Origin of the sequence: Roseovarius sp. BRH_c41, from assembly GCF_000961715.1 — a bacterium.
GTDB lineage: Bacteria > Pseudomonadota > Alphaproteobacteria > Rhodobacterales > Rhodobacteraceae > Roseovarius.
The window spans coordinates 48,280-71,149 of the sequence record NZ_LADY01000026.1; the positions used below are offsets into that span (position 1 = coordinate 48,280).

The 22,870-nt window shown below is 59.5% G+C and carries 23 protein-coding genes; 14 read left to right on the plus strand and 9 right to left on the minus strand.

Annotated features, from left to right (window positions below):
- Positions 1-11: 11 nt before the first annotated feature.
- Positions 12-1,616 carry an exosortase E/protease, VPEID-CTERM system gene (gene xrtE, locus VR71_RS08745; RefSeq protein ID WP_296430110.1) on the plus strand — a complete coding sequence of 535 codons (1,605 nt, stop codon included), beginning with the start codon at positions 12-14 and terminating at the stop codon, positions 1,614-1,616.
- 10 nt (positions 1,617-1,626) lie between these two features.
- Here xrtE and VR71_RS24805 read toward each other — a convergent pair whose 3' ends face one another.
- The 3 genes from VR71_RS24805 to VR71_RS08755 form a co-directional block, all read right to left on the minus strand.
- The gene (locus tag VR71_RS24805) at positions 1,627-1,797 is read right to left on the minus strand and encodes a VPEID-CTERM sorting domain-containing protein (protein WP_296430112.1); all 171 of its coding nucleotides are present in this window, start codon (positions 1,795-1,797) and stop codon (positions 1,627-1,629) included.
- A 206-nt stretch (positions 1,798-2,003) separates the two neighbouring features.
- Positions 2,004-5,795, minus strand: coding sequence for an efflux RND transporter permease subunit (locus VR71_RS08750; RefSeq protein ID WP_045683048.1), 3,792 nt, complete (start codon positions 5,793-5,795; stop codon positions 2,004-2,006).
- Complete coding sequence (locus VR71_RS08755) at positions 5,792-7,018, minus strand: efflux RND transporter periplasmic adaptor subunit (protein WP_045683050.1); 1,227 nt, start codon at positions 7,016-7,018, stop codon at positions 5,792-5,794. The genes VR71_RS08750 and VR71_RS08755 overlap by 4 nt, the downstream gene beginning before the upstream one ends.
- A 202-nt stretch (positions 7,019-7,220) precedes the next feature.
- Between VR71_RS08755 and VR71_RS08760 the strand changes: the two genes are divergently transcribed.
- The 4 genes from VR71_RS08760 (at position 7,221) to VR71_RS08775 (ending at position 11,949) form a co-directional block, all read left to right on the plus strand.
- Entirely contained in the window at positions 7,221-7,910 is a 690-nt protein-coding gene (locus VR71_RS08760) for a hypothetical protein (RefSeq protein WP_040651677.1), read from the plus strand.
- A gap of 48 nt (positions 7,911-7,958) precedes the next feature.
- The gene (locus VR71_RS08765; RefSeq protein WP_045683052.1) at positions 7,959-9,302 is read left to right on the plus strand and encodes a PQQ-like beta-propeller repeat protein; all 1,344 of its coding nucleotides are present in this window, start codon (positions 7,959-7,961) and stop codon (positions 9,300-9,302) included.
- A gap of 48 nt (positions 9,303-9,350) precedes the next feature.
- Positions 9,351-10,814, plus strand: coding sequence for a ribosome biogenesis GTPase Der (gene der / locus VR71_RS08770; protein ID WP_045683054.1), 1,464 nt, complete (start codon positions 9,351-9,353; stop codon positions 10,812-10,814).
- A 121-nt stretch (positions 10,815-10,935) separates the two neighbouring features.
- A complete protein-coding gene (locus tag VR71_RS08775; protein WP_045683249.1) occupies positions 10,936-11,949 on the plus strand; it encodes a fatty acid desaturase in 1,014 nt (337 codons plus the stop codon).
- A 247-nt stretch (positions 11,950-12,196) separates the two neighbouring features.
- Here VR71_RS08775 and VR71_RS08780 read toward each other — a convergent pair whose 3' ends face one another.
- The 5 genes from VR71_RS08780 to serS form a co-directional block, all read right to left on the minus strand.
- The gene (locus tag VR71_RS08780) at positions 12,197-12,418 is read right to left on the minus strand and encodes a hypothetical protein (protein ID WP_045683055.1); all 222 of its coding nucleotides are present in this window, start codon (positions 12,416-12,418) and stop codon (positions 12,197-12,199) included.
- Between the two features lie 4 nt (positions 12,419-12,422).
- On the minus strand, positions 12,423-13,163 hold the full coding sequence (locus VR71_RS08785; protein WP_296430114.1) for a TMEM165/GDT1 family protein: 741 nt from the start codon (positions 13,161-13,163) through the stop codon (positions 12,423-12,425).
- A gap of 30 nt (positions 13,164-13,193) precedes the next feature.
- On the minus strand, positions 13,194-13,448 hold the full coding sequence (locus VR71_RS25545) for a DUF1127 domain-containing protein (protein ID WP_363301830.1): 255 nt from the start codon (positions 13,446-13,448) through the stop codon (positions 13,194-13,196).
- Positions 13,408-13,950 carry a Chromate resistance protein ChrB gene (locus tag VR71_RS08795; RefSeq protein WP_045683059.1) on the minus strand — a complete coding sequence of 181 codons (543 nt, stop codon included), beginning with the start codon at positions 13,948-13,950 and terminating at the stop codon, positions 13,408-13,410. Before VR71_RS08795 ends, VR71_RS25545 begins: the two co-directional genes overlap by 41 nt.
- Before the next feature lie 295 nt (positions 13,951-14,245).
- Positions 14,246-15,538, minus strand: coding sequence for a serine--tRNA ligase (gene serS / locus VR71_RS08800; RefSeq protein WP_045683062.1), 1,293 nt, complete (start codon positions 15,536-15,538; stop codon positions 14,246-14,248).
- Positions 15,539-15,698: 160 nt separating this feature from the next.
- Here serS and yajC point away from each other — a divergent pair, with 160 nt between their 5' ends.
- From yajC to VR71_RS08845, 9 genes are read left to right on the plus strand one after another with little or no spacing between them, the layout of a single operon-like run.
- Complete coding sequence (gene yajC, locus VR71_RS08805) at positions 15,699-15,980, plus strand: preprotein translocase subunit YajC (protein WP_009819170.1); 282 nt, start codon at positions 15,699-15,701, stop codon at positions 15,978-15,980.
- A 40-nt stretch (positions 15,981-16,020) separates the two neighbouring features.
- Positions 16,021-18,657: a protein translocase subunit SecD gene (gene secD / locus VR71_RS08810; protein ID WP_045683064.1), complete on the plus strand. Its 2,637-nt coding sequence runs from the start codon at positions 16,021-16,023 to the stop codon at positions 18,655-18,657.
- Positions 18,650-19,411 (plus strand): sulfite exporter TauE/SafE family protein, encoded by a 762-nt coding sequence (locus VR71_RS08815; RefSeq protein WP_045683066.1) that lies wholly within the window; start codon positions 18,650-18,652, stop codon positions 19,409-19,411. Before secD ends, VR71_RS08815 begins: the two co-directional genes overlap by 8 nt.
- A 3-nt stretch (positions 19,412-19,414) precedes the next feature.
- Positions 19,415-19,768, plus strand: coding sequence for an Mth938-like domain-containing protein (locus VR71_RS08820; RefSeq protein WP_045683068.1), 354 nt, complete (start codon positions 19,415-19,417; stop codon positions 19,766-19,768).
- Positions 19,769-19,824: 56 nt separating this feature from the next.
- Positions 19,825-20,442 carry a heme ABC exporter ATP-binding protein CcmA gene (ccmA, locus tag VR71_RS08825; protein ID WP_045683069.1) on the plus strand — a complete coding sequence of 206 codons (618 nt, stop codon included), beginning with the start codon at positions 19,825-19,827 and terminating at the stop codon, positions 20,440-20,442.
- On the plus strand, positions 20,439-21,095 hold the full coding sequence (gene ccmB / locus VR71_RS08830) for a heme exporter protein CcmB (protein WP_009819165.1): 657 nt from the start codon (positions 20,439-20,441) through the stop codon (positions 21,093-21,095). The genes ccmA and ccmB overlap by 4 nt, the downstream gene beginning before the upstream one ends.
- A gap of 16 nt (positions 21,096-21,111) precedes the next feature.
- Complete coding sequence (locus tag VR71_RS08835; protein ID WP_045683070.1) at positions 21,112-21,852, plus strand: heme ABC transporter permease; 741 nt, start codon at positions 21,112-21,114, stop codon at positions 21,850-21,852.
- The gene (gene ccmD, locus VR71_RS08840) at positions 21,849-22,007 is read left to right on the plus strand and encodes a heme exporter protein CcmD (RefSeq protein WP_296430118.1); all 159 of its coding nucleotides are present in this window, start codon (positions 21,849-21,851) and stop codon (positions 22,005-22,007) included. The genes VR71_RS08835 and ccmD overlap by 4 nt, the downstream gene beginning before the upstream one ends.
- Complete coding sequence (locus VR71_RS08845) at positions 22,000-22,533, plus strand: DsbE family thiol:disulfide interchange protein (RefSeq protein ID WP_296430120.1); 534 nt, start codon at positions 22,000-22,002, stop codon at positions 22,531-22,533. Before ccmD ends, VR71_RS08845 begins: the two co-directional genes overlap by 8 nt.
- A 55-nt stretch (positions 22,534-22,588) precedes the next feature.
- On the opposite strand, the gene VR71_RS24815 is transcribed toward VR71_RS08845, so the two are convergent.
- Positions 22,589-22,735 (minus strand): hypothetical protein, encoded by a 147-nt coding sequence (locus VR71_RS24815; RefSeq protein ID WP_296430122.1) that lies wholly within the window; start codon positions 22,733-22,735, stop codon positions 22,589-22,591.
- Positions 22,736-22,870: the final 135 nt, after the last annotated feature.

Sequence of the window (22,870 nt, forward strand, 5' to 3'; positions counted from 1 at the left end):
ATAGCGTGAGGATGACTCAGCAATCTGAAACCCTGACCTTGCCTAGACGGGCGATAAACCTTGGCGCGCTTTATATCGCCGAGATGGCGCTACTTGTTCTGGGGTATCAGGTTTTCAGCGACCTGGAATGCCGAGCTACGGGAATCGAGGACGCTTGCCGAGGGCTGCGGTTGCTGGCGCTTTGGTTGGTCTGTTCCAGTTCACTTATGGGGATTTATCTCTGGGCGCGGCCTGCGGCGCAGGTTGACTTTGCACGAGCCACCGCACATGCGCCAGGTGGGCGTCGATGGGCGGTTTTGCACGGCGCTGGTGTTTTTTGCATGATAGCCCCATTGCTCCTGATTTCGCCTGAAGACCTAAGCGCGCAGTTCAAGGGAATATTTCCGTTGGCTGGTTTGGGCGCAATGATGGCAGCCTTGGGCGGAGTCTTCTGGCTTATGCGAATTGAGGCATGGTCTGAGTGGTTGCATGGGCGTCGCCGGTCGTTGCTTGCAATTGCGATCTTTGCCGCAGCGCTTCCGGGAGCGGTGGTTCTGGTGGGGCCTCTTTGGACTGTGCAGGCTGTGACCGATGTCACGTTCATCACCGTGTTCCTGTTGCTGCGTTTATTTTCGGAAGACGTCGTTGTTGATCCCGCAAGCTATGTAATAGGTACGCCAGAGTTTCAGGTTATGGTGGCCGACAGCTGTTCCGGCATAGAAGGTCTGGTGTTGATCACCGCCTTTCTGGCTCTTTACGGAGTGCTCTTTCGCGATGAGTTACGGCTACGTCGGTTCGGTCTCGTGATCTGGCCGTTGGCGCTGTTGGTCAGTTGGCTGTTCAACGCCGTCCGGATCACGGTTTTGATCCTACTCGGCGTGCATGTGTCGCCCGAACTGGCGGTCAATGGCTTTCACAGCTTTGCCGGTTGGCTCATGTTCACGGCTCTGTCGATCGGGGTCCTCGTCGTGGTTGGACGCAGCGGCTATGCGCTTCAGGCGATATCTGGACCACACTTGCGAACGTGCTCTCCGCTGGCAGAGGACGATACGGCAGGGCGTATTCTGCCTTTTATCGTCTTCGCGATCTCTGGTCTGATTGCACAGGCCTTCTGGACAGAACCGACCCTTGCCTACCCGCTACAAGTGGGAATGATGCTCAGTGCCTTGTGGTGGGTTCGAGGGACGCTCGCGCGCTACGTTGCGTGGCCTTCAATGTTGTCAGTGTTCGCGGGTCTCATTGTCGGGGTGGCTTGGATCGCTACGGCCCCTCCGTCTGCGCCTCCCGTTGAGGCGCTTCTCAATCTGAGCGGAATGGCATTCGCCGCATGGGCCACTCTGCGCATTCTCGGAACAGTCGCTCTGGTTCCCGTGATCGAGGAATTGCTATTTCGGGGTTATGTTCAGGCGCGTCTGGATCGTGGAACGGTAGTGAGCCGAGTTGTCGCGGTTGCCGTCTCCGCTGGCCTCTTCGCCCTTGTCCATGGACGCTGGATCGAGGCGGCTTTGGCAGGTGTTCTTTTTTCTCTCCTTTACATGCAAAAAGGGCGGCTGGCTGATGCCATTGCCGCCCATTCTGTTGCCAATGCTGTTATCGCCGCCGTCGCCCTTTGGAGGGGGGATTGGGCGCTGATCTGACCTAAACTGTTCAGTTCCGCGCGCGACGGCGTTTGATTTCCCAAGCTAGCACAAGCGCGGCAAGCACGACTGCAATTGCGAGTGTGCCGCTCGCCGCGTCCATTTCAGGAACAGAGGAAGCAGAGGACGATCCGTCTGTTGATGTTGTGCCGACCCATCCGTTCCAAAACCAGTCAAACATTTAAAGTCTCCCCAAGAATATGCGTCTAATTCAAGCCTGAGTTATGCCAGATTTTCGACATATTTCAAGCATTGCGCTAAGCGAAACCCTGTAATGGAAACGATCTGGCGCAAATGGTCGCTTTGTTTCCTGTAGCCATAGATGCTTGCCGGAAATTAGGGCAGAATGCTTCCGATGTCTTCGGTTCAGCCTGCAATTTCACGGAATCACTCTGCGGCGCGTAGGGGCGACCCGTCGCCACGCGTGTCTTGAACGGGCTCAATGTCTTTCAGTCGCGGAGTCTCGGTCTCTGCGTGTTTGCCGTAAGGAGAGGGCGTCATAGTTTCGTCCGGCCACACGATATCGGCCTGCTGCATTTGCCGGGCCGACGCTGCGAGCGCCCAGTCCCGTGCCGCACGGCTGGTTCGACCCATTGAGAGTTTGGCCAGCAATTGAGCCCCCCAGAGCAGATAGGTCCCTGCCCAGATCCTGAGTGCCAGCATCGCGGGTGTGAAAATCAACGTCAGAACCGTGGCAATGCCGAGACCAAAAACCACCGCTGTCGCAAGCTGCTTCCACCATAAAGCTGTAGGACTATCAAAGGCATAGCCGCCATTCACAAAGTCAAGGCTGAGCCCAAACATCATTGGCGCAAGGCCTGCCATGGTGGTGATCGTCGTTAGCAGGACTGGGCGGATGCGATCCTGAGCCGTTCGGGTTATGGCTTCGATTTTGGGCATGTAGCGGGCGTAATCTTGGTAGGTGTCGATCAAGACAATGTTGTTGTTCACGACAATCCCTGCGAGGGCCACGATGCCGGTGCCGGTCATGATGATCGAGAAAGGCTGATCCATCACCAGCATGCCAATGAGGACGCCGGTGGTCGACAGAACGACTGCTAAAAGAACCAGTACAGCATTGTAAACACTGTTGAATTGCGCCAGTAGAATGATGAACATCAGGCCAAGCGCGCCCGCAAAGGCCTGTTGCAGGAAGGCGCCGGATTCCTCTTGATCCTCGGCGTCGCCGGTCCATTCATAGCTGATCCCGGGCGGCAGAACGCCCGAGTCCAACCATTCGGTTAGATGCTCTGTTCGCTCATTTGCGGTGATCGGGACCTTACGTTCTGTAACATCTGAGCCGGATATGTTACGAAATAATCCATCCTCAACGGCGGCCTTTATGTCAAAGAAACGCGTCTGGTCGATGCGGTCGATCTGGGCCAATTGCTTGACCGGTTTGCGGGTGATGAAATTCGAGAGCGGCACAAGTCCGTCGTCTGTGCGCACCTTCAGACTGTCGAGGGTCGAGAGCACGCGGTCCTCGTCGGGCAGGCGCACGCGAATTTCGATTTCCTCGTCGCTGCTGTCCACGCGCATCGTGTCGAGTAGGATGCCGCGCGTGACAAGTTGGACCATAGCGCCCACGGTCGCGACATCTGCGCCAAATCGACCGGCCTTCTCGACATCAACGTCGATCTGCCAGTCGATGCCGGGCAGGGGCAAGGTATCCTCGATCTGATGCAGGCCTTGCGTCGCTTCGAATTTCTGCCGCGCCACTTCTGTGAAGGCGATGAGATCGTCCCAGTTGTCGCTCTTGATGCGCAGGTGCAGCGGTTTGGCAGAAGCGGGACCACGGGACTGCGCGAGGATTTCGATCTTGATGCCGGGGATCTGTTGCATCTCGGCAGTCAGTTCGGAGATCACAGCGTCGCCGTCAAACTCGGCGGCAACAACGTCTCGCGACACTGCCACATTGAGCAGCGGGATTGTAAACCATGTCTCGCGGGACTGTGGGCGATCCTCCCATGGGATCGTTTCAAACTGCACCTGGCCGATTGTGTCGCGCGGAGGCTGAGCGCCGCCGATATTGGTGTTGAGCCCACCATCGCCGGCAAAGGCAAAGGCCGTTTGAATACCGGGATGCGCGCGGATGATATCTTCGACCTGATTGACCAATTGGTCTTTTTGTTCAATCGACAGGTTACCGCGACCGCGGACATAGACAACGCCCCGTTCGGGTTCGCTGTCCACAAAGAATTCGGTGCCGTTGCTGTTGTTGATGTAGAACATCAAAACAGAACCCACGAGCACGAAGATCGCCGCAAAAGCCAGAAGTGGCGCGATGGGATTGCCGGTGATCATATGGATCACCCAGCCAAAGGCCGACCGTTGATAGCCACTTTGAACCCGCGGTTTGCGCGGCGGAAAGAGTTGCCTACGTTTTGCTCGCAGGAGATTGCCTGCCCGGCGTGGAAATGCCAGCAATGAGAGGAGTGTGGCGATGACCCCGGCAAGCCCACAAGCGGCCAGAAGTGACACCCCCAAGAGCAAGCCAAACACCGTGATCAGCACTGGCACGACCGACCCGATGATCTGTCCGCCGTCCATGCCTGCGAATTGTGCGCTGACCTCTTTCAAGAGTGCAGGTAAAGTCTGACCGGCCAAAAGCACCACTGCGACTGCACCCGGCAAGAGCAGCACGTGCCAGAGCCAGTAGCCGGCGGCAATCTGTTCGGTGCGATCATTGAGCCACCGCTCCAATCGACCCGTGACGCCGCCCATGACAGGTAAATAGACCAGTGCCACCAAGAGCGAGGCTGACAGCACGAAGATCAGCGTGACCGGCAGCATGCCCATGAACTGACCCGGAATCCCTGGCCAAAAGAGCATCGGAAGGAAGGCGCAAAGCGTCGTCGCGGTTGAACTGACCACAGGCCAAAACATGCGCTTGGCCGCCCCCACATAGGCGTGCATCGGGCCTTCGCCTTCGGAGATGCGTTTGTCGGCGTATTCCACCACCACGATTGCGCCGTCCACCAGCATGCCCACGGCGAGAATCAATCCGAACATGACGATATTGGAAATCGCGACGCCCATCACGGCCAGGAGAGCGAAACACAAGAGGAATGAGGTGGGAATCGAGAAGCCAACGAGCAACGCTGGCCGAATGCCCAAGGCAGCCAGCGTGACAATCATCACGAGTGCGATTGCTGTCAGAACAGAGCCTTCGAGTTGGCTGACCATCGAGGCCACGGTGCGCGACTGATCATTCGATGTGCCGACATTGACTGCAACCTGCAACTCTTTCGGCCATGTCTTTTCGGCCTCGGCCACCACTTTGCGCACCAGATCTGCGGTCTCGATGATGTTGAAGCCTTTGCGTTTTACAACTTGCAGTGCGACCGTGGTCTCTCCGTTAAAGCGCGCCGTGCCGAGACGATCCTCGAAGGTCAGGTTGATCGTGGCCAAGTCGCCAAGCCGCACAACACTGTCGCCATTGGTTTTGACCGGCAGGTTGTAGAAATCGCTGGTATCCTCAAAGGACGACGGGATCTTGACAGCGAAGGCCCCTTGGACGGTATCCACCTCGCCTGCCGCAATAAGCTGGTTGTTGTTGCGCACGACATTGATGAGATCAAGGGCCGTGACGTTATAGGCTTCAAGGCGCAGCGGGTCGATGATGACCTCTAGCATCTCTTCACGATTGCCCGCGATTCCCGCCTCCAGAACCGGCTCCAACCCCTCGAGCGTGTCTTGCAGATCATTGGCGAGTCGCGACATGGTGCGTTCTGGCACCGGGCCGGACAGATTGACGATGATGATCGGGAATTCGCTGAAATTCACCTCGTTCAGGGTGTATTTCTCGGCCCCTTCGGGAAAATCCGCCTCGGCAGTGTCCATCGCGTCGCGCACATCGGCGAGGGTCTTGGTCTTGTCCCAGCCGAATTCGAATTCGAGCGCCACGCCGCCGTAATTTTCGGCGGCGGTGCCGGTCATTTTTTTGAGCCCGTCAAGGTCGCTCAACTCGGTTTCCATCACCTTGACGAGCAGTTTCTCGCTGTCCTCGGCGGAAATGCCGGGAAAGGGAACCGAAATGAAGAGAGCGGGCACCTCGATGTCTGGCTCGCCCTCTTTGGGCAGACCGATATAGGCCATGGTCCCCGCAAGGATCGAGAGCGCGATAAAGGCCAGCACCATGCGCGCGCGGGCAGCAGCCCAGTCGACAAGGCCGGTCATTGGCCCAGTTCCTGATAGACAGGTTCGACGAGAACACCGTCGGTCACATATTCCTGTCCGATTATGATGACATCCGCCTCATCCGGCAAGCCGGTCACCCAGACGCCAGAGGGGCTATCCCGCAAGAGGGTGACGGCTGTGAATTGCGCGCGTTTTTCTGTGTCTACGATCCGGAGACCCAAGGTCCCCTCGTCATTCAGGGTCAAGGCCGATTGCGGGAGCAAATGGGCAATCCGACCTTCGGCGCCGATCATGATCTCGGCGGTCTCGCCATCGCGCAGGCTGATGTCCGGGTTTGGCACCTTTACTTCGATACGAAAGGTCCGGGTGGTGTCATCGGCGGACCGGGAGACAAAGGTCACGCGACCTTCGACCTCGCGACCGGAGGCCATGCGGGCACTCGCGGGCGCGTCCAGTTCCACACGGGCCACCTGCATCTCGGAAACGAAGCCCACCAAGGTGATCGGGTCGAGTTGCAGCACGGTGGCGCAAAGCGCGCCGGGTTGCAGCAGGCTGCCGATTTCGGCGGTGTCGGTGTCAAGCACGCCAGCGAAGGGTGCGGAGATGGTCAGGCGCTCGATCTCCTGTTCAGCGGCGGCGACAGCGGCGCGGGCGGATTCGATCCCGGCGCGCGCCGCCTCAAGGCCAGAGGTTGCCGATTGCACTGCCGCCTGTGCAGAGCTGACAGCTGCACGGGTTGCGGCGACGCGGGTCTGCGAGGCATAACCGTCCTGCACGAGGTTTTCGGCGGCGTTGGCATTGATCTGCGCCTCTTCCAGTTGCGCGCGGGCCTCGTTGGCGCGCGCTTCGGATTCAGGAACACGGCTTTGCGCCTCGAGGAGGTGGGCGCGTGCCTCGGCCAAAGTTGCCTCGCGGGCGGCGGGATCAAGGCGACAGAGGAGGTCACCTTGTTCGACCATCGTGCCTTTGCGCCGCGGATCGTTGATCACGAGGCCAGAGGTTTCGGCGCGCAACTCGACAGTTCGGTCCGCTTCGGTCCGGCCGCGCACGACGACGGCGCTGTCCACGTCGCGGCCCACAGATCGGACGGCGACAACGCGCATGATGTCAGCCTCGCTCAATGTGCCGTCCTCGGTGGTTGATGGCGTGACGCTCTCGGCGGCGGAGGTTGGCGGAGTGTCTGTGAAGCGCTCATGCTCGAACACAAGGGTATAGATCAGGGCGGTCACCACCAAGGCTATGAAAACAGGAAGCAAACGCATGTATATACCTTTGGACCGCGGTGGCGTAACGGGGTGTCTGGTACAGGGGCAACAGACATGAACGAGATACGCTAAACTGACCGGTTCAGATTATTCTTTTCCGTTGCGTGCTGCAAGCATGTCTCTGCGTCTGGGGTGCAGCGCCCCTTGGCAGGGCGCAGGCTTCGGGTTAAGAGGGGCAAAACTCCAAAGGGGGCGCGGCGTGAGCAATACCGACAGTTTCATCGACGAGGTCACAGAAGAGGTCCGCCGCGATCGGCTTTTCGCGCTGATGCGTCGATATGGCTGGATTGCGGTTCTGGCGATCCTCATGCTGGTGGGCGGGGCTGCGTGGAACGAATGGCGCAAGGCGCAGGACCGGGCTGCTGCGCAGGCGCTTGGCGATGCGATGCTTGCCGCTTTGGCGACGGAAGACCGCGCTGCGCGCGCCGATGCCCTGAACGCCATCGAGGTGCAGAACCCGCAGACCGAGGCGGTGATAGCGCTTTTGGCTGCGGCAGAGGCGGCGGCGGAGACCCCCGAGACAGCGGCGGAACGCCTGCTGGCGCTTGCCGATCGCCCGGACGTGGATGCGGTATATCGCAACCTCGCCACACTCAAGGCTGTGATGCTGCCGGGGTCTGGGCTTGATGCCGAGGCACGACGCACGCGGTTGAACGGTTTGGCCCTCAGCGGCGGTGTTTTGCGGCTTTTGGCCGAGGAACAGCTTGCCTTGATTGATCTTGAAACCGGCAATCGCACCGAGGCTGTCGCGCGGCTGACCGCGATCGCCACCGATGCCGAGGCCACGACAGGCTTGCGTAGACGGGTTACACAAGTGATTGTGGCCCTTGGTGAAGACTTGCCCGACTTGCCGGAACCGGTGCAGGGTGCGACGACCGTGGGTGAATAACAGATGCGGCTTCGGGCCAAGGGCTGACGGGGCGGCAGCAGACTAAGCATGAGGGCAAGAGCAGTGAAACCGAACGGATTGATCCTTGGACTGGTTGCAGTCCTTGCCCTTACGGCCTGTAGTAAGAAAACACAGATTCTAAGTGGCGAGCGGGAAGGTATTCGCGAGGTGCTCCAGAGCGAGGCGGCACGCGCGCAGACCGACGTGACCCCGGAAAATCAGGTTCGTCCAGTTGCCTTGCCAGCAGCGACGGTGAATGCAGACTGGCGGCAACGGATCGGCTCGCCTGCAACACGCACGGCGCATCCGGCGCTTGGGCGCGCGCCACAATTGGCGTGGACCGTCAATATCGGTGCAGGCGACGGGCGGCGTGTTCGGATCACGGCAGATCCGGTCGTGGCACAAGGGCGGGTGTTCACCCTTGACGCAGAGGCACAGGTGGCGGCGGTCTCGACCGCTGGACAACTGCTCTGGACAACCGATCTCACTCCGGCGAATGACAACTCGAGCAACGCAAGCGGCGGCGGTTTGGCCTATGGCGACGGCAAGCTCTTTGTTTCATCAGGTTTTGGCCGTTTGACCGCGCTTGATCCCGCAACGGGGGCTGTGGTCTGGCAACAAGAGCTTGGCTCGACCGGAACCGGAAATCCTGCCGTGTTGGACGGGCTGGTCTATGTGGTTGCGGGCGACGACGTCGCTTGGGCGCTGGAAACAGATACCGGGCGGATTGCATGGCAGTTGAGCGGCACGCCGGATATTCACAACGTTCTGGGCGGGCCAGCCCCGGCGATTACCGACAAATACGTGGTCTTTGCCTTTGGTGCGGGGGAATTGCAGGGAGCGTTCCGCCAAGGTGGTCTGCGTCTATGGGATGCCCAAATTGCCGGCGAGCGGTTGGGCGTGGCGAGTGCGCGTGTGGATGACATCACCGGCGATCCGGTGGTTGTGGGCGACCGGATTTACACTGGCAGTCACTCTGGCCGCATGGTGGCCCTGAGCCTTGGCAGCGGCAATCGGCTGTGGACGGCTGAAGAAGGTCCGCTCAATCCGGTGTGGCCTGCGGGTGACTCGGTCTTTATGGTTACGGACCGCAATGAATTGGTGCGTCTCTCGACCGAGGATGGCACACGCATTTGGGGCCACGAACTGCCGCTCTTTGCGGATCGCAAACCCAAGCGCCAAGCCGAGATCGTCGGCCATTTCGGACCCATTCTGGCCGGTGGTCAGTTGATTCTGGCTTCTGGTGATGGGCAGTTGCGATTTTTCGATCCGGCCTCTGGTCAGTTGACGGGCGCGCGCAATCTTCCGGGTGGGGCCACGTCCAATCCAGTGGTGGCTGGCAACACGCTTTACGTCGTATCGAAAAAGGGTCAATTGCTGGCTTTCCGTTGAGCGCGCGATCCTGTATCAGGGCCACTTGATCCGCACCGGAGCCGCAACATGACCTTTTCTCTCGCCATCGTGGGCCGTCCCAATGTTGGCAAATCGACGCTGTTCAACCGTCTGGTGGGCAAGCGCCTTGCTCTGGTTGATAACCAGCCCGGCGTCACGCGTGATCTGCGCGAAGGTGCGGCACGGCTGGGTGATCTGCGGTTCACCGTCATTGATACCGCCGGTCTGGAAGAGGCCACGGACGAGAGCCTTCAGGGTCGCATGCGCAAGCTGACGGAGCGCGCGGTCGACATGGCAGATGTCTGCCTCTTTTTGATTGATGCGCGCGCGGGCGTGACCCCTACCGATGAGATTCTGGCTGAAATCCTGCGCAAACGCTCAGCCCATGTAATCCTTGCGGCCAATAAGGCCGAGGGGTCGGCAGCGGATGCGGGCGTGATAGAGGCCTGGGGTCTGGGGCTGGGCGAGCCTATTCGCCTGTCGGCTGAGCATGGCGAGGGTCTGAACGACCTCTATTCCCAATTGATGCCGCTGTCGGACGCCTTTGAAAAACGTGCCGAGGCAGAAGCGCCCGAAATTGACGTAGCCCTTGAGGAAGACGAGGACGACGAGGATCTGACTTACCGCAAGCCCACCAAGGCGCGCCCGATGCAGGTCGCGGTCGTGGGGAGACCCAATGCAGGAAAATCGACGCTGATCAACAAGATCCTTGGCGAAGAGCGGCTCTTGACTGGCCCTGAGGCCGGGATCACGCGCGATGCTATCTCACTCCAGATCGACTGGGATGGGTTGCCGGTGCGGATTTTCGACACGGCGGGCATGCGAAAAAAGGCGCGGATTCAAGACAAGCTGGAAAAGCTGTCCGTGTCGGATGGGCTAAGGGCGGTAAAATTCGCCGAAGTGGTTGTGGTTCTGTTGGATGCTGCGATTCCGTTTGAACAACAGGATTTGCGGATTGCTGATCTGGCCGAGCGCGAGGGGCGCGCGGTCGTGGTCGCCATCAACAAATGGGATATGGAACCCGACAAGAGCGACAAGATCCGCGAATTGCGCGAGGCCTTTGAGCGACTCTTGCCGCAGTTGCGCGGTGCGCCGCTGGTGACAGTGTCCGCCAAGACCGGCAAGGGGCTCGACCGGCTGCGCGATGCCGTCTCCAAGGCGCATGAAGTCTGGAACCGGCGTGTGACCACGGCGCAACTCAACCGCTGGCTGGTGGGAATGCTAGAGCAGCATCCGCCCCCCGCACCGGGTGGCAAGCGCGTGAAGCTCCGCTACATGACCCAGGCCAAGACGCGACCACCGGGATTTGTCGTCATGTGCAGCCATCCGGAAAAATTGCCCGAGAGCTATTCGCGCTATCTGGTCAACGGGTTGCGCACGGATTTCGACATGCCCGGCACGCCGATCCGCCTCTATTTCCGCAGTCAGGCGGACAAGAACCCCTACAAGGCCAAAAAGAAGGCGGGCCCGTCGAGCCTACGCAAGCATTTGTCGGGCCGTCCGAGCGACTAGCCGATGCTCCTATCAAGGGGGCATCGAGATGAAAATCGAATTTGCCCTCTTGCATTCGTCGCCGACAAGTTCAAATCCTTTGCACGTAAGACTGTTACCTCTCTGTGGCAAGGAGGCTGACGTGACCGAGACCCCCGATCAGGCTGCACTACGCGCGTTTCTAAAACCCTATACGGCCAAGAGCGACTTGCGCGGCGCAGTGTCGTTGACAGGGACATTCGCGACCTATGCAAGCGCTTTGATCTTTGGAGCGTGGCTCGCGATGCACCAGCAGTGGGTCGGGGCAGGGGTGCTGATCGTAGTGATGGCCTTTGCTTCGGTTCGGCTCTATGTGCTGCAACATGATTGTGGGCATCAGTCGCTGTTTGCCAATCGCCGGATGAATGACGCGGCGGGTCATCTGCTGTCGATCTTTTCCCTGACCCCTTACCGGGTCATGCAATACAATCACAATCAGCATCACGCCTATCTCGGCAATCTGGATCATCGCGAGACGACCGAGGTCTATACGATGACGCTGGCCGAATGGCAGGCCGCACCTTGGTCGCGGCGGCTGTGGTATCGCATGTATCGCAATCCGCTGGTGATGCTGTCGTTGGGCGGGATTTATGCCTATTTCATCGCCTATCGCTGGCCGCGCAACACCCGGCTGGTGGGCGTATGGGGGGTCATCGCGCATAACGTGATGTTGATGGGCCTTATTGGGCTTGTCTGGACCATGTTTGGCGTGACGGGTGTCTTGGTTTGGTGTCTGAGTGCGGTGATTGCTGGGGTGATCGGGGTCTTTTTGGTCTTTCTCCAGCATAATTTCGAAGAGACCTATTGGGACCGCAAACCGTCGCTGGATTTCCGCAAGGCGACGCTTGTGGGGTCAAGCTCGCTTGATCTGGGATGGTTGTGGGATCTGGGGACGGGCAATATCGCCTATCACGACCTGCACCACTACAACCCCGGCATCCCGTCCTACAACCTGCGGCGGTGTCAGAATGATCTACCCGACAGCTTGCGGTCCCATGACGTGATCCGCTGGCCCGAGGCGATCCGCAGTTTCCGGTTGAAGCTCTGGGATGAGGCGGCGGGGCGGTTGGTGCCGTTTCCGAAGGCGGACGCCGTGGGGATTGTGGCGGCGGAGTAGGGGGGAGTTGGCAGGTCATATGACTTTCAAGTCATACCGTTGAGGCAACACCGAAATCGGACATTCGAGCTGTGTGCGGCGAAGGTCTGGAAAGAGCCCAGACGACTGACATTCTGCTGCGCAGCGAATGACTGCTATTTGAGATCACTCAAAAACCTTCAGCAACTGCCGGATTTGGAAAGGTTTCCTGGTGACACAAGGCGATGTCGTTGCCGTATCTTCCGAAAACGAACGTTGGCGGGATTTCCTAAACTGCTGCTGCTCGTCGCTTGACTTCCCGGCTAACGCTGAGGACCAAGACCGCGATGCAGCCCAGCAACAGGACCAAGCCACCTGCGAGGGGGGGCAAACTGGTCGCGTCGATCAGTATCGCAGCGAGCGCAACCGTCGCCAGAATGGCCGCAGTAAGCCGGGCGTCAGCCACGAACATGCTGAACAGCTCTGCGAATACGTCCTTCAGGATGTTCATGGGGTCACCTCCTTGATGGGCTGTCGGACCATGCGAGCAGCCATGAGCCCTGCAACAAGAAACAGCGCCGCAAAGACAAACAGGGCAAGGTCATGCCCTGGCCAATCCACGCCCAGACCTTCGCCGGTCCAGAAAACGCCGAAGGCCGATAGCATGACGCCAACGCCGAACTTGAGGGTGTTTTCCGGCACTCGTGCCAGCGGCCGATGAGCAATGGCCCCGACCAAAAGCACCAGTATGCAGGCCGCAAGCGCGCCCAGACTGGCAGCCAGAGCATCCCGCGCCCTGCACCGACCGCTATGACGATGAAGATGACCTCCAAACCTTCCAGCAGCACAGCCTTGAACGCGGCGATTCCCGCGATCCAGTCCTGCGATGTCTGCCGGCGTTCGACCTCGGCGGTGAGGTCGGCCGTTTCACGCGCAAAAATTGCATCCTCGTCGTGCAGGGGAATGACGCCGCCCGCCCGAAGCGCGGCTTTGCGCAGCCAGCCGATACCGAACAGCAGCAAAAGCACCCCGATCACAAGTTGCAACAGGTGTAGCGGCACCTGATCTAGCAGCGGCCCCAAGATCACAACAATCGCAGCCAAAACGAACAGCGCAGCACCCGTGCCAAGCACGGCCGGTTTCCAGCCGCGCAGGGTGGCGACCACCAGCACGATGGTGAACGCCTCGACGACCTCGACAATAGAGGCCAGAAAGGCCGCCCCGACGGCGGGACCTGCGGTGGACCATTCAAGCATTGTTGTTCTCCTTTTTGGCGCTTGCGCGGTTCAGTCCCATCGCCTCGCCTCTCTGACTGCTTCGACGCGGTTCACGGCAATGTCGTCGAGCAGATGCGCGTCGAGTTGGGACAGGTGGGCGCGCTGGCGCTGCCGGTCGAGCCAGAAGGCGAAAGCCGTTGGTCCGGGTGATCGGGACAGGTATGGTGCGAACCGGCTCCAAGGGTGTGGCCCTTGAATTGTCAGGAAGTTCATTGCCTTGGCCTCACTTGTTTTCATCGTGGGCGTCGAAGACCTTCCGCGCATAGTCGTCCAACACGGTGACGCAGCCTTTCAGCCGATCCTGTGCCTCGGAGGCACGGTCGGCCCCGTAAAAATCGAGTTTCTGGATTTTTGTCAGCCAACCCTGGAGCTTCTTCAGATCGACGTCGTTCTCTTCTAGTTCGGCGTAGGTGAAGTGGTTGGCGGCCACTTCCTTGGCGACCTCAGCCTCGAAGTCGTCGCACTTATCGATGAACTCTTCATAGGCGTCGTCCCGCTCCGCCTTGAAGCGCGCCAGAACCTTGGCTTCCTGACCGGGATCGAGAGCGACGGTTTCGAGGATGACCGACTCGCCCTGCGCTTCTTCAATATCATTCTCCAGCATCTTGAGCCGGCGCACGTGGTCGTCTGTTTTGGGCAGAAGACAGACCCCGTTCTGAAGATAGATGGCTCCCATGCCCTTCAGCTTGCGCCAAAGGGCCACGCGTTTCGCAGCGGGTTCAGCGGGCACCTTGTAGGTGAGTAGTAACCAAGAAATGCTTTCCATGGCACATTTTTGATGTAACGATGGTAACATGTCAAGAGGAGCGGACATTGGTTTTCCTCGACGTTTACGCACAATCGGCCATTCGACGCGACGCTGCGAAAGCTCACTTTGTCCGCATCGAGCCTTCGCGTGCTCCGCATCAAAAGACCGGTTCTGGGTCGGAGGTGCTTGACGTTTGGGTCAAGATTTCCTGACGGTTCAACGCGGTTTGATGCAGAAAATCAGCCTTATCGTGTCAAAAATACGCGATGTTCGACACCCCCCGAAGGTATTTAAGGCCAGATGAAAGCGCCGGTTAGGCGAGGCTTCCATCCGCGTTGAGGATCGTCTTGCCGCGCAGATAGGGGTGGAGGGCGTCGGGGATACGGACGGAGCCGTCGGCCTGTTGGCCGTTCTCCAGCACCGCGATCAGGCAGCGGCCGACGGCGAGACCCGAGCCGTTGAGCGTGTGCAGGAATTCGGGTTTGCCGCCGCCCTGCGGTTTGAAGCGGGCGTTCATGCGGCGCGCTTGAAAGTCGCCGCAGACGGAGACCGAGGAAATCTCGCGGTAGGTGTTTTGCCCCGGCAGCCAGACCTCGATGTCATGGGTGCGGCGCGCGCCAAAGCCCATGTCGCCGGTGCAAAGCACGATGGTGCGATAGGGCAGGCCAAGCCGCTCGAGGATGCCTTCGGCACAGCCGGTCATGCGGTCTAACTCGGCGCGGCTCACGTCGGGGTGGGTGATCGAGACCATTTCGACCTTTTCGAACTGGTGTTGGCGCAGCATGCCTGCGGTGTCCCGCCCCGCGCTGCCCGCCTCGGAGCGGAAGCATTGGGTATGGGCCACGTAGCGGCGCGGTAGGGTGCCGGCCTCAACCGTCTCGCCATGCACGATATTGGTGAGCGTCACCTCGGCGGTGGGCACCAGCCACCAGCCATTGGTGGTCTCATAGCTGTCCTCGCCGAATTTCGGCAATTGCCCGGTGCCCAGCATCATTTCGGGGCGCACGAGCACGGGCGTCCATGTCTCTTGCAACCCGTTTTCCTCGACATGGGTGTCGAGCATGAATTGCGCGAGCGCGCGGTGCAGACGGGCGATGCTGCCGGAGAGGACCACAAAGCGCGCGCCGGAGAGTTTGGCCGCCGTCTCAAAATCCATTCCCGGCTGCACGCCGGTGATCTCGTAATGCTCTTTGGGTTGGAAATCGAAAATGGCGGGCGTGCCCCAACGGCGCAGCTCGACATTGCCACTCTCGTCTGTGCCGTCTGGCACATCGTCAAAGGGCAGGTTGGGCAGGGCCATCAAGTGATCCGTCAGTTGCATGTCGAGCGTCTTGGCCTCGGCCTGCATTGCGGCCATTTCAGCCTTTTTATCTGCCACCAATGCGCGAAGCCGCTCAAATTCCGCTTCATCGCCGCGCCCTTTGGCGGCACCTGCTTCTTTGCTGGCGCGGTTCTGCTCGGCTTGCGCGGTTTCAGCCGCGTGGATGCGGGTGCGACGGGCCTCATCGAGCGCGAGGATCTCTGGCGTGACCGGGGCCAGACCACGGCGCGCGAGGGCGGCGTCAAAGGCGTCGGGGGTCTCGCGGATGGCGCGGATATCGTGCATGGCCTTGGTCCTTGGAGCTATCGGTGAATCGCTTGGGCGGCGTTATGCACCAGAAACCGGGCCTGCGCCATGCTTTCGCGCCTTGCAAATACCCCCCGCCGCGCCTAGGTTCCCGGGCAATTCGCGGGCAGGTGTCCGCGCCACAGATAGAGGATACCCCATGGAAGCCTTTGGCCAGTTCATCCCGCTCATTCTGATCTTTGCGATCATGTATTTCCTGCTGATCCGTCCGCAACAAAAGAAGCTCAAAGAACACAAGGCGATGGTCGAGGCGCTGCGTCGGGGCGATCAGGTGGTGACGCAAGGCGGTCTGATCGGCAAGGTGTCGAAGGTCAAGGATGACAGTGAAATCGAGGTTGAATTGGCCGACGGCGTGAAGGTTCGCGTCGTGCGCGCCACCATCGCGCAGGTGCTCTCCAAAACCGAGCCCGCCGAGGGCTAAGCCCATCCTACCCGCGCCAAAGCACTGAAAGGGCAGGAAAATGCTGCAAATCGACCTGTGGAAACGCCTCTGCATCTGGGGGCTCGTTGCTCTTGGTCTGATGCTGGCCCTGCCCAACGGATTCTATTCACGCGTCGAGCGGCATAATGATGCCGTCACCTCTGTCGAGGCGGGCGTTGATCCGGACTCGGTGGCCGAGGATCTCGCGCTTTGGCCGGAGTGGATGCCGTCCAACCTTGTCAATCTGGGTCTTGATCTGCGGGGCGGCGCGCATCTTCTTGCTGAGGTCAAGGTTGCTGATGTCTATCAGGCGCGCGTCGAAGGCATGTGGCCAGAGGTGCGCGATCTCTTGCGCGAGGAGCGTGATCGGGTCGGACCGATCCGCTTGCAAACGACCGAGGCGCCGGAATTGCGGATTCGTCTTGTGGAGAGGCCCGAGATGGCAGCTGAGGCTGCCGCTCTGGTGCGTGGTATTGCCCGGCCTGTGACCGATACTCTGACCGGTGTCGGGGGCAGCGACATCGATGTGACAAGTGAAGGTGCTGACATCATCGTACGGCTGAGCGAGGCCGAGCGACGCGCCACCGATGATCGCACCGTACGGCAGGCGCTGGAGATTATCCGACGCCGGATCGACGAGGTGGGCACGCGGGAGCCGACCATTCAACGGCAGGGCGCGGACCGTATCCTCATCCAGGTGCCGGGAATTGGCAGTGCGGCCGAGTTGAAGGCGCTGATCGGCACCACCGCGCAATTGACCTTTCAACCGGTCATAAGCCGCGCGTCGTCTGCGGACGCGCAGGCCGGTGCGGGCAACGAGGTTTTGCCGTCGCTGGATGAGGAAGGCGTGTTCTACATCCTAGAGCGAGCCCCAGTGGTGACAGGTGAGGAACTGGTCGACGCGCAGCCCGATTTCGACCAGAACGGGCGACCAGCGGTGTCGTTCCGGTTCAATCCGACGGGCGCGCGCAAATTCGGCGACTACACGGCTGAGAATATTGGCAATCCATTTGCTATCGTGCTCGATGGCGAGGTGATCAGCGCACCGGTGATCCAAAGCCACATTGCCGGTGGCTCTGGCATCATCACTGGTAATTTCAATGTGGAAGACAGCACCAATCTTGCAGTTCTGCTGCGGGCGGGAGCGTTGCCGGCGGGGCTCGAGTTTCTCGAAGAGCGGACCGTCGGGCCGGAACTCGGGGCGGACAGTATTGAAGCGGGCAAGCTGGCCTGTCTCGTGGCCTTTGCCTTGGTGCTGGTTTATATGGTGCTGAGCTATGGCGTCTTCGGCATCTTTGCCAATATCGCCTTGATCATCAATGTTGGCTTGATCTTTGGTCTTCTCAGCCTGATCGGGTCTACGCTTACCTTGCCGGGTATTGCCGGGATCGTGCTGACCATCGGGATGGCGGTGGATGCCAATGTGTTGGTGTTTGAGCGCATCCGTGAAGAGATGAAATCGGCCAAAGGCGCCGCGCGCGCCATTGATCTGGGCTATGAGAAGGCGATGAGCGCCATCGTTGATGCCAATATCACCACCTTCATGACGGCTCTCATTCTCTATGTGATGGGCTCGGGACCGGTGCGGGGGTTTGCCATCACACTTGGGCTGGGGATCATCACCTCAGTCTTTACCGCGCTTTTTGTCACGCGCCTGATTGCGGTCATCTGGTTCGAGCGGCAGCGTCCCAAGACGGTCCTGACCGGACGATACCTTCGAATTGTGCCAGAGGTGACATCACTGGATTTCTTTGGCCGTTGGAAACTTTGGTTGGGAATTTCCGGGGTTATGATCCTCGTGGCGCTTGGCTCTTTTGCAGTGCAGGGGCTGAATTTTGGCATTGATTTCAAGGGCGGCACCACAATCCGCACGCAAAGCGCGCAGGAGGTGGATATCGGCACCTATCGCGAGGCGATTGGCGGGCTGGGATTGGGCGATATCAGCATTACGGAGGTGTTCGATCCAACCTTTGGCCCAGATGAAAACGTCGCGATGCTTCGAATTCAGGCGCAGGATGAGGCCGAAAGTGTCACACCAGAGGTGATTGCAGCGGTGGAGGCGGCGTTGCAGCAGGCCGTGCCGGATATTCAGTTCACCTCGGTTGAAAGCGTCGGGCCGAAGGTGTCGGGCGAGCTCATTCAAGCGGCCATGCTGGCGGTGGCGCTCGCCATCGGAGCGGTGCTTGTCTATATCTGGATGCGGTTTGAGTGGCAATTCGCCGTCGGGGCCGTGATTGCCTTGGTGCACGATGTTGCCTTGACGATTGGTGTCTTTTCAGAGCTTCAGATTCAGTTCGATCTGGCGATCATTGCGGCCCTCTTGACCATCGTCGGCTACTCGCTCAACGATACGGTGGTGGTGTTTGACCGGGTCCGCGAGAACCTGCGTAAGTACAAGCAAAAGCCACTGCGTGACGTGCTCAACCTCTCGATCAACGAAACCCTGAGCCGGACCATGATGACCTCGGTCACGACATTGCTGGCCTTGGTCGCGCTCTACTTCTTGGGGGGAGATGTGATCCGGGGCTTTGTGTTTGCCATGATCTGGGGCGTGATCGTGGGAACGTATTCTTCGATTTTCGTGGCAAGCACGGTTCTCATGTGGCTTGGAATCAAGCGCGATTGGTCGAAACCGGATGCCAATGCAGGCACTCAGTTCGCCAATATAGATGCCTGAGGCGCTGAGCGCAGTCGGAGCAACACCAGGCCTGATCTGGCTCCTGCTGGCGATCGGCTTGGCCGGCATTGTCCGGGGATTCACCGGGTTTGGGACCGCGTTGATTTTTGTACCGGTGGCGGGAATATTTCTGCCGCCGCAAATTATCGTTGGGGTGATCACACTTACAGGTATTGCCAGCACCTCTGCGCTCTTGCCGCGCGCCTGGAAGCACGCAGACCGGCGAGAGGTGGCGGTTCTGGCATGTGCAGCCCTTGTGACCGTTCCGGTCGGACTCTGGCTCATGGCGCAGCTTGATCCGGTCAGCATCCGTTGGGTGGTTGCTGGTGTGGGCTCCGTTACCCTTGGTGCCCTGATCACCGGTTGGCGGTTCTCGGGGCATGTGAGTCGACCCATGCTCGTGGCAATCGGCGGCGTGGCCGGGGTGATTGGTGGCTTGACCGGCCTGACCGGCCCGGTGGTGATCCTCTTTTACCTCGCAGGTCAGTCGGTGGCGCAGTCGGTGCGGGCCAACACGATCTTGTTTCTGGCGGCACTTGATGTGGTGATTGTCGTGAACCTGCTGCTGCGCGGAGCGGTCAACGGTCAGATCTTTCTGCTGGCGCTGGTGCTGGCCGTGCCGTATTTTATCACCTCGCTCATTGGTCAATCGTTGTTTGACCCACGTCACGAGCGGCTTTACCGTTGGGTGGCCTATGCGGTGATCGGCCTTGCGGTTTTGAGCGGCCTGCCAATCTGGAACAAGGGGGTATGAGCCATGCGTATGACTGAGATCAGTTTTTCTGGCGCGACTCCGATTGATGGCTACGGGGCGGGGTTCTTTCGGGTGGCCGGACAGGTGATGGAGGGTGCGATATTGGTCACTCCCACCGGGGCCCGAAGGTGGGGCGGCTATGATGATGTCGATGCATTGCTCGCGCTGGTGGATGATATCGACGTGGTTTTCATCGGCACCGGTTCAGAAGTTACGCATATTCCCAATGAGTTACGTTCCGCTCTTGATGCGGCTGGACTTGGCGCTGAGACAATGAATTCACCCGCAGCATGCCGGACCTATAATGTGCTCTTGTCCGAAGGGCGCAGGGTGGCGGCGGCGGTGTTGCCAGTGTGACGATCCGCGCAAGGATCGCGCTTTTCGATTATGGTGCATTGGGTTAAGCAAAGCGCATGAAGCTGAAAGTCTCAGACCTGACGATTGCGCGCGGCGGAATTCCGGTGCTGGAAGGGTTGAGCTTTGCGCTGGACTCTGGCCAAGCGCTTGTTTTGCGAGGGCCGAATGGGAGCGGCAAGACCACGCTCTTGCGCACGGTGGCGGGGCTGCAACCGGCCGTGTTGGGGCGCATCGACGTGCCGCCTGAAAGCCTCGTTTATGCGGGGCATGCGGATGGGATCAAACCGACGCTGAGCGTTGCCGAGAACTTGAAGTTCTGGGCGGAGGTCTTTGGAAATAAAGACTATTCTCATGCAATTGATGCTTTCAAGCTGGCTCCTCTTGCCGACCGGCCGGCTGGCGCACTGTCAGCGGGGCAAAAGCGCCGTCTCGGATTGGCGCGGCTCTTGGTGACGGGACGGACAATCTGGGTTCTCGATGAGCCGACAGTTTCCTTGGATGGAGAGGCCGTTGCGCTGTTCGCAACCGCTGTGCGCGGACATCTGGCGGCAGGGGGCTTGGCGCTGATCGCGACGCATATCGACCTTGGGCTAAGCGAAGCGCAGGTGCTCGATGTCGAGGGCTATCGTGCCAAGCCTTTGGCAGAGAACGATTTTGATGGGGCCTTCCTGTGATCGCCCTCTTGCTTCGCGATATCCGTTTGGCGATGCGGGCGGGCGGTGGCTTTGGCCTTGGGGTGTCGTTCTTTCTCATAGTCGTCGTGCTCGTTCCCTTTGGCGTCGGGCCACAGAGCGTGCTTCTGGCGAAGATTGCGCCGGGGATGCTTTGGCTGGGGGCGCTTCTGGCCTGCCTGTTGTCGCTCGATCGCATTCTGGCGCTCGATTGGGAGGATGGCAGTCTCGACCTTCTGGCGACGTCTCCGCTGCCGATGGAGGGGGTCGTCAGCGTGAAAGCCCTCGCGCATTGGGTGACGACTGGCTTGCCTCTGGTAGCGGTGACACCGGTCCTTGGTCTGCTGCTCAGCCTGCCAGAAGCGGGCTATAAGTGGTTGATTATATCTCTTTTTGTGGGAACGCCTGCCCTGAGTGTTATCGGCACCTTCGGGGCCGCGCTGACCGTGGGGCTCAAGCGCGGAGGCCTGTTGCTGAGCCTGCTTGTGCTACCGCTTTATGTGCCTACACTGATTTTCGGGGCCGAGGTCGCGCGGCGAGGGGCAGACGGGTTTGACACCACGACACCGCTCTTGATGCTGGCGGGGATCACCTGCGGCACCATCGCGCTTTTGCCTTTTGCCTCGGCTGCGGTATTGAGAGTGAACCTGCGCTGATGACACGGGGAAAGCGATGAACCTGAACGCACTCTGGGAATATGCCAATCCCAAGAAATTCATCCAGACGACGGACCGGGTTTTGCCTTGGTTTGCCGGGCTGGCAGCGGTGACGTTGGTGGGGGGGCTGATCTGGGGATTCTTCTTCACGCCTGCCGATTACCGCCAAGGGGCGACCGTTAAAATCATTTATTTACATGTGCCTAGCGCCTTGATGGCGATCAATGCCTGGCTGATGATGTTGGTCACCTCGCTGGTCTGGATCGTGCGGCGGCATCATGTCAGCGCCTTGGCGGCACGGGCTGCGGCACCGGTGGGGATGGTGATGACCGTGATTGCGCTCTTGACCGGGGCAATCTGGGGTCAGCCGATGTGGGGAACATGGTGGGCCTGGGATCCACGACTCACCAGCTTTCTTATCCTTTTTCTCTTTTATCTCGGATACATAGCCCTGTGGGAAGCAATCGAGAACGATGATACGGCGGCGGATCTGACCAGCATTCTGTGCCTTGTCGGATCGGTCTTTGCCCTCTTGAGTCGCTATGCGGTGAATTTCTGGAACCAAGGATTGCATCAAGGGGCGTCGCTCAGCCTCGACAAAGAAGAGAATGTGGCGGATGTGTTTTGGTATCCTCTGCTGGTCTGCATGGCAGGATTTGTTTTTCTTTTCATAGCCTTGGTGCTGATGCGAACGCGCACGGAAATCCGCGCGCGGCGGATGCGGGCGCTCTTGGCGCGTGAGAGGATGGGGGTATGATGCCGGAACTTGGAAAATACGCCGAGGCGGTTCTGTCCTCTTATGCGGTGGCGATTGTGCTGATCGCGGGCCTCATCACGGTCAGTGTGATGCGCTCAAATCGCGTGAACAAAGAGCTGCAACAGATTGAAAACAAGGTGAAATCAAATGGCTAAGATCTCACCGTTGATGATGCTGCCGCTGGTCATTTTCGCGGGATTTGCCGGTCTGGCCTTTGTCGGCTTGCAACGGGACAACCCCAATGAGCTGCCTTCGGCGCTGGCGGGCAAGGCGGCACCCGCGGTGTTGGTGACTCCGCTGGGTGATGGAAAAACGTTCGATGACAATGATTTACGAGACGGAACTGTCAAACTTGTGAATTATTGGGCAAGCTGGTGTGCGCCGTGTCGGGTGGAGCATCCCAATCTCGAGAAACTCGCCAAGGATGGTGTTGCGATCTATGGGGTGAATTACAAGGATAAGCCGGATAACGCTTTGAATTTCCTTAAAGAACTTGGAAATCCCTATGCCGCGCTAGGGGCGGATGAAACGGGACGGATGGCGCTCGACTGGGGTGTCTATGGCGTGCCCGAGACCTATGTCATTGACGGCAAAGGCAATATCGTGTTGCGCTTTGCCGGACCAATCACCGAACGGGTGATGCAGAGCACGATCCTGCCAGCGATCGAGGCGGCGCGCTGAGGTGTAAAGGATGCACCTTGTGTACGCGGGTTTTGTACACAGGCGACGGCATCCGTCAGTCAGGAACGTGACAGGTCGCTGATCCGGTGGTCGTTTCGGGCAGAGGACAGGTGTGCCGTGCCGTGCTTTCGCCGAAAGCGCCGTAGACGGCAAGCAGGCTGAGCAGACCGGCCTGAGCGAGAATGAGTGCGGTGCTACGCATGATTTACCTTTCTTCAATGTCTTGCCTTCAAGATTGGGGGGCGACACCGTGTTTGAAAGGGGACTCACGTCACAATGACATCAGATCAGCGCGATCGGCAGGGATTGGCCGGAATTTGGGCAGAGGTGGCGAAAC